Genomic DNA, 13,003 nt, shown 5'->3' with positions numbered 1-13,003 from the left:
GTTTGGATCAGCCGGCGAGTATACGCTCGATCGCCGGGCGGTTCAGTCCTTTCAGGCCAATGACGACAAGACGCGAGCGGCGGTCGTCCTCAGCCGCCCAGGCGCGGTCATAGTAATGATTGACGCGCGGGCCGACGGCCTGCAGCAAAAGCCGCATCGGCTTGCCGCCGACATCGACGAAGCCTTTCACACGCAGCACATTCTGTTCCTCGGCAACCGTGGCGACGCGCTTGGCCAGTTCGTCCGGGTTGGTGATCGAGGGGATGTCGACGATGAAGGTGTCGAAATCGTCATGCTCGTGGTCGAAGGCGCCGTCATGGTGCGATTTGCGGTTCTCGATGTCGTCCTCGACGGCGAGGCCGAGGCCGAGCAGCACCGAGGGATCGAGCTTGCCATGTGCGGTCGGCACGATCTTCACGGCGCGGGCGGAATGTTCATTGATGATGGCGTTGGCGCGGGCCGAACCGGGGGCGTCCATTAGATCGCTCTTCGACAGGATGATCAAATCGGCGCAGGCGATCTGGTCCTCGAAGACTTCTTCGACCGGATCGTCGTGGTCGAGCGTCTCGTCCTGAGCGCGCTGTGCCTGCAAAGCGTCCATGTCGTTGGCGACGCGGCCTTCGGCCAGCGCCGGGCCGTCTACCACGGCGATGACACCGTCGACGGTTACCCGGCTCTTCACGCTCGGCCACTGGAACGCCTGGACCAGCGGCTTGGGCAGAGCCAGGCCCGAGGTCTCGATCAGGATGTGGTCAACCTTCGGCGTCAGCGCGAGAATCTTGTCGAGGGCGGGCACGAAATCGTCGGCGACTGTACAGCAGATGCAGCCATTGGCGAGTTCGACGATGTTTTCCTCGGGGCAGGTGTCGATGCCGCAGCCTTTCAGGATTTCGCCGTCGATGCCGATGTCGCCGAACTCGTTGACGATGATGGCGATGCGCTTGCCCCCGGCGTTTTCCAGGAGATGGCGGACCAGCGTCGTCTTGCCGGCGCCGAGAAAGCCGGTGACGACGGTGCAGGGAACACGGGAGAGATTGCCGGCCGGGTTTGAAGCGTTCATCGTCAGTCCTTCAGCGTATCGAGGGGTGGGATGCGGGCAACGAGGCCGCGCTTGAGGCTATCGGGCCGGCCGCGCCACGGGATGAGGCCGTCGGCCGAAGTCGCGAAGAGCTTTGCGCCGGTGACGAGGTCGGCGCCGCTGGTTGCGGTCAGATCGCCGAAGACATAGCTCCAGCAGCCGTCACGCAGGATGGCAGCGCTCAGCCGGCGCTTGCAATTGCCGAGACATTCGGCGGTGCGGACGCGGATGTTGTCATCGGCAGCCGCGAGGCGCGTGTCGTCGGCCAGCAGTTCGCCGGCGCGGGGGTGAGCGTCTGAGCCGGTTTCATCGCGGCATGAGGCGCAGACGATGACGGTCACGCCAGCCAACGCGTCGCTATCGGCAGACGAAACATCCGCTGTGCCAGCCGAAAAACTGCTGTTCTGGTCCAAAAACCGTGCTCCTTGCCCGGAAACCCGCCAGGCGATCGGATACTTTGTCTCAGACGGCAGGTCTCCTGGCTCGCGGGTCATCGCCTTGGTTAGCCGCCTTCCCGGTGTTACCCAGTGGCTTTCGGCCTTGGCTCTTCGCTTACAGTTGCGGGGACAGCCGCGGATTTGGGATTTTCGTCCCGTACCGCATTCCCTCTTGGCCCTTGCCGTTGCGGGCAGGGGACCGTCTGGAACGGATTTAGGCTGTTGCGGGGAGTTGTGTCAACGCACGGCTACGACATGGCGATGTCGGCCAAAGGCTTCCCCAAATTGCCGGCCGGCGTCACTTCGACGCGCTCAAGGCCAAGCCAGCCCTGCATCTGCTTCAATTCCTCGAACAACTCTGCAGCTGTCTCCGGCGGCGCGCCGGGTTCGGCGTAGGCGGCGTGGACGCGCAGCACGCCGGCGGGACGGTCGGCCTTGAGGTCGACGCGGGCGACGATCTTGTCGCCGAGCAGGAAAGGCAGCACGTAATAGCCATATTGCCGCTTGTCGGCCGGGGTGTAGATCTCGATGCGGTAGCGGAAATCGAAGAGACGCTCGGTGCGCGCGCGCTCGAAGACCACCGGATCGAAGGGGGCCAGCAAGGCGCGGGCCTCGATCTTTCGCGGCAGGCGGGCGTCCCTATAGAGGTAAGCCGGCTTGTCCCAGCCTTCGACGTTTACCGGCAGCAGTTCGCCCATCTCGACCAGTTCCTCCAGCCGGCCCTTCATGTCGGCCGGCGACAAGCGGAAATAATCGCGCAGGTCACCCGACGTCGCGATGCCGTGGGCGCGGGCGGAAATGCGCAGCAATTCGCGGTGCGCGTCCTCGGCCGCCGGCACCGGCAGGTCGAGGATCGCCTGCGGCAGCACGCGCTCGGGCAGGTCGTAGAAACGCTCGAAGCCACGGCGGTGCGCCGTGGTGATGCGTCCGGCCCAGAAGAGCCATTCGAAGGCGTGCTTGGCGTGGCTCCAGCCCCACCAGCCGCCCGAACCTTTCTGGCCCTCCAGTGCCGAAGCGGCAATCGGGCCGCGCTCGGCGACCGCGCGGTAGATCTCTTCGATATAGGCGGCGTGCTCGCGGCCCCATTTGGCGAGGCCCAGATACATTTCGTCGCCGCTTTCAGCGCGCTGCATGCGCCAGCGCATCAGCGGGTAGGTCTCGACCGGCAGGAACGAGGCCTCATGCGCCCAGTATTCGAACACCGTGCGTTTGCGGGTGATGGCCGCATTGTCGAGCAAAGCCAGCGGGTAGGGGCCAAGCCGCGAATAGAGCGGGATATAGTGGGCGCGCACCACCGCGCTGACGGAATCGATCTGCAGCAAGCCGGTGCGCGACAGCACGCGGGCGAGGTGGCGGCGATCGGGCGTGCCGCCCGGGCGCGGATCGAGAAATCCTTGCGCGGCGAGCGCGATGCGCCTGGCCGTCGGGAGTGAGATTTTGTCCTTCGTCAAAGTGTCTTGCCTCGAACCATTTTCCCGACTTTAGCCGGCGATTCCGGTGATGCTAGCAGGCAAATGGCGGGAGATGTGTCAGGAGACAAAACTGGAGTGAAAGATGAAGGAAATCAAACAGGAGGAGATCGGACCAGTTTTTCCCGGCCTGCCGTCCAGCACTGTCTTTTGAACAAGGTTTGACTTGCTTCGCTGAAAGCCGTGCGCTAACCCTCGCCGCGTTGCAGCAAAGGCACCTAAAACGGTTCAGCGGTTAAACTGTCGCGCTTCCGCATTAGGGTTGGTTGCTGTAATCAAAGTGGATTGGCCGCCAACGGAAAGCCGAGCATGAACGTACTCCTCAGTTCATACCTGCCCATCGTCCTCTTCATCGCCGTGGCCGCGGTTGTAGGCCTGGCGCTTATCATAGCGCCGTTTCTGGTGGCTTATCGCAATCCCGATCCGGAGAAGCTTTCCGCCTACGAGTGCGGGTTCAACTCGTTCGACGATGCCCGGATGAAATTCGACATCCGCTTCTACCTGGTGTCGATCCTGTTCATCATCTTCGATCTGGAAGTGGCCTTCCTGTTTCCGTGGGCGGTGTCGTTCTCGAAGATCGGCATGCTCGGTTTCTGGTCGATGATGGTGTTTTTGGCGGTGCTGACCATCGGCTTTGCCTATGAGTGGAAAAAAGGAGCGCTGGAATGGGATTGAACGACAGTTCCGGAACGCTCGTCGCGCCGAAGCCCAAAGGCCTGATCGACCCCAATACCGGACGTCCGGTCGGTTCCGACGATCCGTTCTTCCTCGAGATCAACAATGAACTGGCCGACAAGGGTTTTCTGGTCACCTCGACCGAGGCGCTGATCACCTGGGCACGCAGCGGCTCGCTGATGTTCATGACCTTCGGTCTCGCCTGCTGCGCCGTCGAGATGATCCACACCTCGATGCCGCGCTATGATTCTGAAAGGTTTGGCGTGGCTCCTCGCGCGTCGCCGCGCCAGTCCGACATCATGATCGTGGCGGGAACGCTGACCAACAAGATGGCCCCGGCTTTGCGCAAGGTCTACGACCAGATGCCGGAGCCGCGCTACGTCATCTCGATGGGCTCCTGCGCCAATGGCGGCGGCTATTATCACTATTCCTATTCGGTGGTGCGCGGCTGCGACCGCATCGTGCCGGTCGACATCTATGTGCCCGGCTGCCCGCCAAGCGCCGAAGCGCTGCTCTACGGCATTCTTCTCCTGCAGAAGAAGATCCGCCGCACCGGCACGATCGAACGGTAGACCCATGGCCGCATCCCTGAGCGAACTGTCGACCTATCTCGGCGAAAAGCTGCCGGGCCGCGTCACCGATGCAGTGCTTGCCTATGGCGAACTGACGATCTCGGTTGCTACAGACAATCTGATCGAGGTGACAAGCTTCCTGCGTGACGATTCGGGCTGCCAGTTCATTTCGATCATCGATATCTGCGGCGCCGACTACCCGTCGCGCGTCAAGCGTTTCGATGTCGTCTATCATCTGCTGTCGCCGAAGCAGAATTTGCGCATCCGCATCAAGGTGCAGGCCGACGAAGAGACGCTGGTGCCGTCGCTCACCGCTGTCTATCCCGGCGCCGACTGGTATGAGCGCGAAGCCTACGATCTCTATGGCGTGCTGTTCTCCGGCCATCCGGACCTGCGCCGCATCCTCACGGATTACGGTTTCGAGGGCCATCCCCTGCGCAAGGACTTCCCGCTGACAGGTTTCGTCGAGGTGCGCTACGACGACGAAGCCAAGCGCGTCATCTACGAGCCTGTGGAACTGAAGCAGGAATTCCGCAATTTCGATTTTCTTTCGCCATGGGAAGGGACGGATTACGTCCTGCCGGGCGATGAGAAGGCGAAACAGTGAGTAGGAAGTAGTGAGTAGTCAGTAGCAAAAGATTTGGAGCAACGGATCGAATCTTATCGCGACTTGAAGGTGTGGCAATCGGCGATGACGCTTGCTGAGGATTGCTACCGTTTCACCAAAGAGTTTCCGAGGGATGAGATTTACGGCATGACCTCTCAGATGCGCCGATCGGCGGTTTCGGTCGCAGCGAACGTCGCGGAGGGATACGGTCGGGAGAACAGAGGGTCGTTCGTTCAATTTTTGCGCATGGCGCAAGGCTCGTTGAAGGAACTGGAGACACACATACTGCTGGCATGTCGGGTTGGCCTGCTGCGAAAAGACAATGAGATTGAGCTGCTGCTGCGATGCGAAGAGATTGGAAAAATGATGAGATCTCTTATCCGAACGGTGCAGGCCAAGCAGGCGGAATGAAGCAGGCATTGAGATTGATGATCACTACTCACTACTCACTACTGACTCTTCGCCAGAGGCGCCAGAATGGCTGAAACCTCCGTCCGCAACTTTAACATCAACTTCGGACCGCAGCACCCTGCGGCGCACGGTGTTTTGCGTCTTGTGCTGGAGCTGGACGGCGAGGTCGTGGATCGCGTCGATCCGCATATCGGCCTACTCCATCGCGGCACCGAAAAGCTGATCGAGCACAAGACCTATCTGCAGGCGGTGCCCTATCTCGACCGGCTCGATTATTGCGCTCCGATGAACCAGGAGCATGCCTTCGCGCTCGCCACCGAGCGGTTGCTCGGCATCGAAGTGCCGAAGCGCGGCCAGTTGATCCGCGTGCTCTATTCCGAGCTCAGCCGCATCATGTCGCACATCCTCAATGTGACGACGCAGGCGCTGGATATCGGCGCGCTGACGCCGCCGCTGTGGGGTTTCGTCGAACGCGAAAAGCTGATGGTGTTTTATGAGCGCGCTTCCGGTTCGCGCATGCACGCGGCCTATTTCCGTCCGGGCGGTGTGCACCAGGATCTGCCGGCGAAGCTGGTCGAGGACATCGGCAAGTGGATCGACCCGTTCCTGAAGTCGCTTGACGACCTCGACAAGCTGCTTACCGGCAACCGCATCTTCAAGCAGCGCAATGCCGATATCGGTATCGTGTCGCTGGCCGACGCCTGGGCCTGGGGTTTTTCCGGCGTCATGGTGCGCGGCTCGGGTGCGGCCTGGGATTTGCGCAAGTCGCAGCCTTATGAATGCTATTCCGAGATGGATTTCGACATCCCGATCGGCAAGAACGGCGACTGCTACGACCGCTACCTAGTGCGCATGGAAGAGATGCGCCAGTCGGCAAAGATCATGCGCCAGTGCGTCGACCTCTTGCTTGGCAAGGAAAGCGTCGGGCCGGTGTCCAACCTTGACGGCAAGGTGGTGCCGCCCAAGCGGCAGGCGATGAAGCGCTCGATGGAAGCGCTGATCCATCACTTCAAGCTCTACACCGAGGGCTATCGCGTGCCGGCCGGCGAGGTCTATGCCGCCGTCGAGGCGCCGAAGGGCGAGTTCGGGGTCTATCTCGTCTCCGACGGCACCAACAAACCCTACCGCTGCAAGCTGCGCGCGCCCGGCTTCGCGCATCTGCAAGCCATGGATTTCCTCTGCCGCGGCCATATGCTGGCCGACGTCACCGCCGTGTTGGGTTCCCTCGATATCGTCTTCGGGGAGGTTGATCGGTGATGGCGGCAGCCAATCCTACAGTGCGCTCTCAGGTCGGTGTTCGAGGGAATGCGGACGCTGCCCTACCGCGGTGGCGCGAATTGGCAAAAGCCATGCTGCCGGTCGAGTTCGCCGAGGCTTCTTACAACTCGACTCAGCACTGTTCGATCTATGACTTCTTTTTTACCCTGCTACCCAAGGCGCGCCTTGCCCACCGCGAGAATGACGACGACAAGCTGGGTAGAATGCATGGGTTCGCCCAATGGGCTGCCGTTCACCCGAACAAACAGATTTGGAATGCGGCTGGTGTCGCTTTTTACGAGCACTTGTTCGACGATGACATCGACGCTGATGCGGTCATGGCATGGATCTCGCCTCAAGTAAGGCAAACCGTTCTGGGACTGTGGCAATACACGTTGCCCGCAGAGCGATTTGCGAGTGTTGCTCGATCTGCCGAACGCATTCCGTTTTCTCATCAGAAAGAATGTGAAACCGCAATAGCTCTCGTAGCAGAGCAGGGGCCCGATCGCTAAATGTCAGTCCGCCGTCTCGCAGATGCAAGCGTCCAGCCAGCCACCTTCGCCTTCAACCGGGCGAATGCGGCGGTCGCGAAGCAATGGATCAAGAAATATCCGAAGGGTCGCGAGCAGTCGGCGATCATTCCCTTGCTGATGATTGCGCAGGAGCAGGAAGGCTGGGTCACCAAGGCGGCGATCGAGACGATTTCGGATATGCTCGGCATGCCGCGCATTCGCGGGCTTGAGGTCGCGACCTTCTACACGCAGTACCAACTCAATCCGGTCGGCACGCGCGCGCATATACAGGTCTGCGGCACCACGCCCTGCATGCTGCGCGGCTCGGAAGCGCTGATGGATGTGTGCCGCTCGAAAATCCATCACGACCAGTTCCACACCAACGACAAGGGCACACTGTCGTGGGAGGAAGTCGAATGCCTCGGCGCCTGCGTCAACGCGCCGATGGTGATGGTCTTCAAGGACACGTTCGAGGATCTGACGCCTGAGCGGCTGGCCGAAATCATCGATCTTTATGATGCAGGCAAGGGGGCCTCGGTTCCCACGGGACCGCAAAACGGCAGAACCGGCTCGGAGCCGGCGCCTGGCCTGACGACGCTGAAGAGCGAAAAGGCGATCCTCAAAGCGACGCGCGACAAGGAAGCCAGGGCGGCGAGCAAGGCTGCCCACGCGGCGCCCGACGCGATCATTGCAGCGCCTGTTCCGGCGCCTGCCGCTCCTGCAGCGGCCGCCCCGGTCGCGCCATCCAACGCCGGCAAACCGAAAACCGATGCGCCGGAAACCAGCTCGGCGTTGAAGTCGCCCTCCAGGGCCAAGGTTGCACCGGCGGCGGAAAAAGCGGCGAGCGTCCCGGCGCCCCTGCATTCGGCCGCCAACGCCAACACCGCGGCGCCTGAAGTCGAGAAGGTCGCCAAGCAGCGTAATGGCCCGAAGACCACCGCCACGCCGGCAACTGCCTTCACCGCGCCGGAATTCAAGGCGCCAGCGGTCAAGGCCGCGGTGGCCCCGGCCGTCAAGGCGCCGGCAGCCAGGCCCGCAAAGCCGTCGCTCGAGGACAAGAACCGTCCGGCCGGAATCGACAGGCCGGCCGCGGTCGACGATCTCAAGCTGATCTCGGGCATCGGCCCGAAGATCGAGGGCATCCTTCATTCGCTTGGCATCTTCACCTTCACACAGGTCGCATCCTGGAATAAGGCCGAGCGCGACTGGGTGGATGGATATCTCGCTTTCCAGGGCCGCATCGAGCGCGACGACTGGGGCAAGCAGGCCAAGGCGCTCGCCAAGGGCGGCGTCGCCGAATACATCCGCGTCTTCGGCAAGGAGCCACGTTGATGGCTGAAGCGCAAAGCACCGGATCTTTGCTGACGCTGCGCAGCATTGTCATCGGCGTTATCTGCATCGCTGCTGCCAACATCCTTCTGGAGGGGCTCCGGCGCCTCGTCGAATTGCCGTTTTCGGATACCCTGGAATCGATGGCCGCGACCGGCATGGGCGTGCTGGTGTGGTTCTCGATCGTCTTGCGGGGAAAGAGGTAAGTCATGCTGGCCGACAAAGACCGCATCTTCAACAACATCTACGGCCTGTTCGATAAGTCGCTGGCCGGCGCCATGGCGCGCGGCGCTTGGGACAACACGCCCGGCATCATCGCCAAGGGGCGCGAGTGGATCGTCAACGAGATGAAGGCGTCAGGCCTGCGCGGCCGTGGCGGCGCCGGTTTCCCGACCGGGCTGAAATGGTCGTTCATGCCCAAGCAGAGCGATGGAAGGCCGAGTTATCTCGTTGTCAACGCCGACGAATCCGAGCCCGGCACGTGCAAGGACCGCGATATCCTGCGCAACGATCCGCACACGCTGGTCGAGGGCTCGTTCATCGCCGGCTTCGCCATGGGCGCGGTCGCCGCCTACATCTATGTGCGCGGCGAGTTCATCCGCGAGCGCGAGGCGCTGCAGCGCGCCATCGACGAGGCCTACGAGGCCAGGCTGATCGGCAAGAACAACACGTCCGGCTACGATTTCGACATCTACATGCATCACGGCGCCGGCGCCTATATATGTGGAGAGGAAACAGCACTTCTGGAAAGCCTCGAAGGCAAGAAGGGCCAGCCCCGGCTGAAGCCGCCATTCCCGGCCAATGTCGGCTTGTACGGTTGTCCGACAACCGTGAACAATGTCGAGTCGATTGCGGTGGCGCCGACAATTTTGCGCCGTGGCGCCGCCTGGTTCTCGTCCTTCGGCCGGCCCAACAATGTCGGCACCAAGCTGTTTTGCATCTCGGGCCACGTCAACAATCCGTGCACCGTCGAGGAGGCGATGTCGATCCCGTTCCGCGAGCTGATCGAGACGCATTGCGGTGGCATTCGCGGCGGCTGGGACAATCTCCTCGCGGTCATTCCGGGCGGCGCTTCGGTGCCGCTGGTGCCGGCCGAGCAGATCATCGATGCGCCGATGGATTTCGATGCTTTGCGCGACCTTAAATCCGGCCTCGGCACGGCGGCTGTCATCGTCATGGACAAGTCGACCGATATCGTGAAGGCGATCGCCAGGCTTTCCTATTTCTACAAGCATGAGAGCTGCGGCCAGTGCACGCCATGCCGCGAAGGCACCGGCTGGATGTGGCGGGTGATGGAGCGGCTGGTGCGCGGCGAGGCGCAGAAGCGCGAGATCGACATGCTGCTCGACGTCACCAAGCAGGTGGAGGGCCATACGATCTGTGCGCTGGGCGACGCCGCGGCATGGCCGATCCAGGGCCTGATGCGGCATTTCCGCGGCGAGGTGGAGCGGCGCATCGACGAGTTTTCCCGCAACGCGCACCGGGCCGAACCGGTGATGGTGGCGGCGGAGTAGATTTAAAATACGGGCGCAAGCCCGGGACCGAAATATAGGGGCGGGGAAGACGAAGAAACGACCAGGAGATGTCTATGGCGCCGTATTCGAACCCTTTGATGCCCAATTTGGACCAGCTTGAGAAGATGAACCAGGATTTGACCAGGATGATGCCGAAGGAGATGGCCAGCGCCGTCAACCTTCTCGCGCATCCTGTCGCGGGTGCCGCCGCGATGTCGGCGCTGGGCTTTGGCCTTGCCAACCATGCCTTTGGCGTGTGGCTAGGCGCCTTGTCGGGTGCTGCCGAGGCATCGCAGCGGATTTTCCAGCCGATCATCGACGATTTCGAACTGCGCAGCCAAGGGTTCGCCGAGACCGCCCCCGCCACCAAGGCGCGCGCGGCGACCAGAACCCTGATCGCCGAGGCGCAGACTTTTGCCCAGGATCTGACCGATATTGCCGCTCTCACCCTCGATGCCGAGTCGGAGAAGACCGAGGCCGTCGCCGAAGGCGCAACGATCGGATTGATGCCGGAGGATTTCAGACAGCCCAAGGCCGTGGCTCGTCCGGCCAAGCCGTCGGATCTCAAGGCGATCACCGGCGTTGGGCCGAAGCTGGAAAAGGTGCTGAACGGCCTCGGCATCTGGACCTTTGCCCAGATCGCCGCCTGGGCGCCAGAAGAGATCGCCTGGGTCGAGGACTACCTGTCGCTCACCGGCCGTATCGGCCGCGACGAGTGGACCCGCCAGGCCGCGGCGCTGACGCTGGCCGCCAAGGCGAAGAAGTAGGGGTGGCAGGCATGGAGATCCACGACAGGAGCGATGTTCTCGATGTGCGCAATGCCATCGTCAGCAACTCCAGATTTGACGATGTGAACTTGTCGAACACGCAGTTTCACAACGTCGACCTGTCGGCGGCCGTTGTGGAGGACGCGAACCTCTCGGACGCGTTTTTCAGCAATGTGAATATGAGCAATTTGAAGATAGAAAACGCTGAAGTCGCCGGCATGATGATCAATGGCATCAGGCTGAGCGATCTGTTTCAGGCATATGAGACGGCGCAGACCGCCGGGGGCAATTGATGGCAAAGCTCAAGGTCGACGGGAAAGAGATCACTGTACCCGACCACTACACGCTGCTGCAGGCGGCCGAGGACGCCGGCGCGGAAGTGCCGCGATTCTGCTTCCATGAGCGGCTGTCGATCGCCGGCAATTGCCGCATGTGCCTGATCGAGGTGAAGGGCGGGCCGCCCAAACCGCAGGCCTCCTGCGCCATGAATGTGCGCGACCTGCGTCCGGGTCCGAATGGCGAGGCGCCTGAAATCTTCACCAACACGCCGATGGTCAAGAAGGCCCGCGAAGGCGTGATGGAATTCCTTTTGATCAACCATCCGCTGGATTGCCCGATCTGCGACCAGGGCGGCGAATGCGACCTGCAGGACCAGGCGATGGCCTTCGGCGTCGATTCCTCGCGCTATCACGAGAACAAGCGCGCGGTCGAAGACAAGTATATCGGCCCATTGGTCAAGACGGTTATGAACCGCTGCATCCACTGCACGCGCTGCGTTCGCTTCACCACGGAAGTTGCGGGCATTTCCGAGCTTGGCCTGATCGGCCGCGGCGAGGATGCCGAGATCACCACCTATCTCGAAAGCGCCATGACCTCGGAGCTGCAGGGCAATGTCATCGACCTCTGCCCGGTCGGCGCGCTGACCTCCAAGCCTTTCGCCTTTCAGGCACGGCCGTGGGAGCTGACCAAGACAGAATCCATCGACGTCATGGACGCCGTCGGCTCGGCAATCCGCGTCGACAGCCGCGGCCGCGAGGTGATGCGCATCCTGCCGCGCGTCAATGAAGCGGTGAACGAGGAGTGGATTTCCGACAAGACCCGCTTCATATGGGACGGATTGCGCACGCAGCGCCTCGACCGCCCCTATGTCCGCAAGGACGGAAAGTTGGCGCCGGCCAGCTGGGCCGAAGCGTTCGTTGCGATCAGGGATGCGGTGTCGAATGCTGCGCCCGAGAAAATCGGCGCGATTGCGGGCGATCTTGCCGCCGTCGAGGAAATCTACGCGCTGAAGCAGCTTATGGCTGCGTTGGGCTCGAAGAACACCGATTGCCGCCAGGACGGCGCCGCACTCGATCCCGCGCTCGGCCGCGCCAGCTACATCTTCAACCCCACCATCGAGGGCATCGAGCAGGCCGACGCGGTGCTGATCATCGGCGCCAATCCGCGCTTCGAGGCCTCGGTGCTCAATGCCCGCATCCGCAAGCGCTGGCGGATCGGCAATCTGCCGGTCGGCGTCATCGGCGAGGTCGGCGACACGCGTTACGACTACGAACAGCTCGGCGCCGGTCCGGAGTCGCTGAAAGACCTGGCCGACGGCAATGGCAAGTTCTTCCAGGTGCTGAAGAAGGCGACGCATCCGCTGATCATCGTCGGCCAGGGCGCGCTGTCGCGTGCCGACGGCGCGGCGGTGCTCGGCCAGGCGGCGAAACTCGCCACCGCCGTCAACGCTGCCCGCGCCGACTGGAACGGCTTTGCCGTGCTGCACACTGCGGCCGCGCGCGTCGGCGGCCTGGATGTCGGCTTCGTGCCTGGCAAGGGCGGCAAGAACGTCGCCGGCATGCTGGGGGAGAGCGACGTTCTGTTCCTGCTCGGCGCCGACGAGATCGACATGTCCAAGACCGGCGGCGCCTTCGTCGTCTATGTCGGCACGCATGGCGACGCCGGCGCGCACCGCGCCAATGTCATCCTGCCGGGAGCCGCCTACACCGAAAAGTCCGGCACCTATGTCAACACCGAGGGACGCGTGCAGCAGACCAACCGCGCGGGCTTCGCGCCGGGTGACGCGCGCGAAGACTGGGCGATCCTGAGGGCATTGTCCGATGTGCTCGGCAAGAAACTGCCATTCGATTCGCTGCAGCAACTGCGCGCCAGGCTCTATGGCGAATATCCGCATCTCGCCCACATCGACCATGTTGTCTCAGGCAACCCCGACGACATCGCCAGGGTGGCGAAGCTCGGCGGGCGGCTGAACAAGGGCACTTTCACCTCGCCGGTCACGGATTTCTATTTGACCAACCCGATCGCGCGGGCCTCCGCCGTCATGGCGGAATGCTCGGCGCTGGCGAAAAACGGCTTCAGGCAGGCGGCAGAGTAGA

15 protein-coding genes and 1 riboswitch are annotated in these 13,003 nt (G+C 62.4%); of the genes, 12 read left to right on the top strand and 3 right to left on the bottom strand.

Features of this window, described 5'->3' with window-relative positions:
* Nucleotides 1-7: 7 nt before the first annotated feature.
* The 3 genes from cobW to NKJ57_RS25485 all read right to left on the bottom strand — a co-directional run bounded on the left by cobW (nt 8) and on the right by NKJ57_RS25485 (nt 2,966).
* Nucleotides 8-1,060 (bottom strand): cobalamin biosynthesis protein CobW, encoded by a 1,053-nt coding sequence (gene cobW / locus NKJ57_RS25495; RefSeq protein WP_352513050.1) that lies wholly within the window; start codon nt 1,058-1,060, stop codon nt 8-10.
* A 2-nt stretch (nt 1,061-1,062) separates the two neighbouring features.
* Nucleotides 1,063-1,491: a DUF1636 family protein gene (locus NKJ57_RS25490; protein WP_352513052.1), complete on the bottom strand. Its 429-nt coding sequence runs from the start codon at nt 1,489-1,491 to the stop codon at nt 1,063-1,065.
* Between the two features lie 38 nt (nt 1,492-1,529).
* Nucleotides 1,530-1,734: riboswitch (cobalamin riboswitch) on the bottom strand.
* A 29-nt stretch (nt 1,735-1,763) separates the two neighbouring features.
* Nucleotides 1,764-2,966 (bottom strand): winged helix-turn-helix domain-containing protein, encoded by a 1,203-nt coding sequence (locus NKJ57_RS25485; protein ID WP_352513054.1) that lies wholly within the window; start codon nt 2,964-2,966, stop codon nt 1,764-1,766.
* A 327-nt stretch (nt 2,967-3,293) separates the two neighbouring features.
* Between NKJ57_RS25485 and NKJ57_RS25480 the strand changes: the two genes are divergently transcribed.
* The 12 genes from NKJ57_RS25480 (at nt 3,294) to nuoG (ending at nt 13,002) form a co-directional block, all read left to right on the top strand.
* Nucleotides 3,294-3,659 (top strand): NADH-quinone oxidoreductase subunit A, encoded by a 366-nt coding sequence (locus tag NKJ57_RS25480; protein ID WP_023670825.1) that lies wholly within the window; start codon nt 3,294-3,296, stop codon nt 3,657-3,659.
* Nucleotides 3,650-4,231, top strand: coding sequence for a NuoB/complex I 20 kDa subunit family protein (locus tag NKJ57_RS25475; RefSeq protein WP_023670824.1), 582 nt, complete (start codon nt 3,650-3,652; stop codon nt 4,229-4,231). Before NKJ57_RS25480 ends, NKJ57_RS25475 begins: the two co-directional genes overlap by 10 nt.
* 4 nt (nt 4,232-4,235) lie before the next feature.
* A complete protein-coding gene (locus tag NKJ57_RS25470) occupies nt 4,236-4,838 on the top strand; it encodes an NADH-quinone oxidoreductase subunit C (protein ID WP_023670823.1) in 603 nt (200 codons plus the stop codon).
* A 33-nt stretch (nt 4,839-4,871) separates the two neighbouring features.
* Nucleotides 4,872-5,249, top strand: a complete 378-nt coding sequence (locus NKJ57_RS25465) for a four helix bundle protein (protein ID WP_031193090.1) — start codon at nt 4,872-4,874, stop codon at nt 5,247-5,249.
* 66 nt (nt 5,250-5,315) lie between these two features.
* Nucleotides 5,316-6,506: an NADH-quinone oxidoreductase subunit D gene (locus tag NKJ57_RS25460; RefSeq protein ID WP_352513056.1), complete on the top strand. Its 1,191-nt coding sequence runs from the start codon at nt 5,316-5,318 to the stop codon at nt 6,504-6,506.
* Entirely contained in the window at nt 6,506-7,018 is a 513-nt protein-coding gene (locus NKJ57_RS25455) for a DUF7674 family protein (protein ID WP_352513058.1), read from the top strand. The genes NKJ57_RS25460 and NKJ57_RS25455 overlap by 1 nt, the downstream gene beginning before the upstream one ends.
* Nucleotides 7,019-8,350 carry an NADH-quinone oxidoreductase subunit E gene (locus NKJ57_RS25450; RefSeq protein WP_352513060.1) on the top strand — a complete coding sequence of 444 codons (1,332 nt, stop codon included), beginning with the start codon at nt 7,019-7,021 and terminating at the stop codon, nt 8,348-8,350.
* Entirely contained in the window at nt 8,350-8,553 is a 204-nt protein-coding gene (locus tag NKJ57_RS25445) for a hypothetical protein (protein ID WP_023822168.1), read from the top strand. The genes NKJ57_RS25450 and NKJ57_RS25445 overlap by 1 nt, the downstream gene beginning before the upstream one ends.
* 3 nt (nt 8,554-8,556) lie before the next feature.
* A complete protein-coding gene (gene nuoF / locus NKJ57_RS25440) occupies nt 8,557-9,861 on the top strand; it encodes an NADH-quinone oxidoreductase subunit NuoF (protein WP_023670819.1) in 1,305 nt (434 codons plus the stop codon).
* Nucleotides 9,862-9,935: 74 nt separating this feature from the next.
* A complete protein-coding gene (locus NKJ57_RS25435) occupies nt 9,936-10,628 on the top strand; it encodes a helix-hairpin-helix domain-containing protein (RefSeq protein ID WP_352513062.1) in 693 nt (230 codons plus the stop codon).
* An 11-nt stretch (nt 10,629-10,639) separates the two neighbouring features.
* Nucleotides 10,640-10,921 carry a pentapeptide repeat-containing protein gene (locus NKJ57_RS25430; RefSeq protein WP_352513064.1) on the top strand — a complete coding sequence of 94 codons (282 nt, stop codon included), beginning with the start codon at nt 10,640-10,642 and terminating at the stop codon, nt 10,919-10,921.
* A complete protein-coding gene (gene nuoG / locus NKJ57_RS25425; RefSeq protein WP_352513065.1) occupies nt 10,921-13,002 on the top strand; it encodes an NADH-quinone oxidoreductase subunit NuoG in 2,082 nt (693 codons plus the stop codon). The genes NKJ57_RS25430 and nuoG overlap by 1 nt, the downstream gene beginning before the upstream one ends.
* Nucleotide 13,003: the final 1 nt, after the last annotated feature.

It is taken from the genome of Mesorhizobium sp. M0077, from assembly GCF_040322955.1.
Lineage (GTDB): Bacteria > Pseudomonadota > Alphaproteobacteria > Rhizobiales > Rhizobiaceae > Mesorhizobium.
Note: the sequence above shows the minus strand (reverse complement) of the source record. Positions and strands in the feature narration are given on the sequence as shown.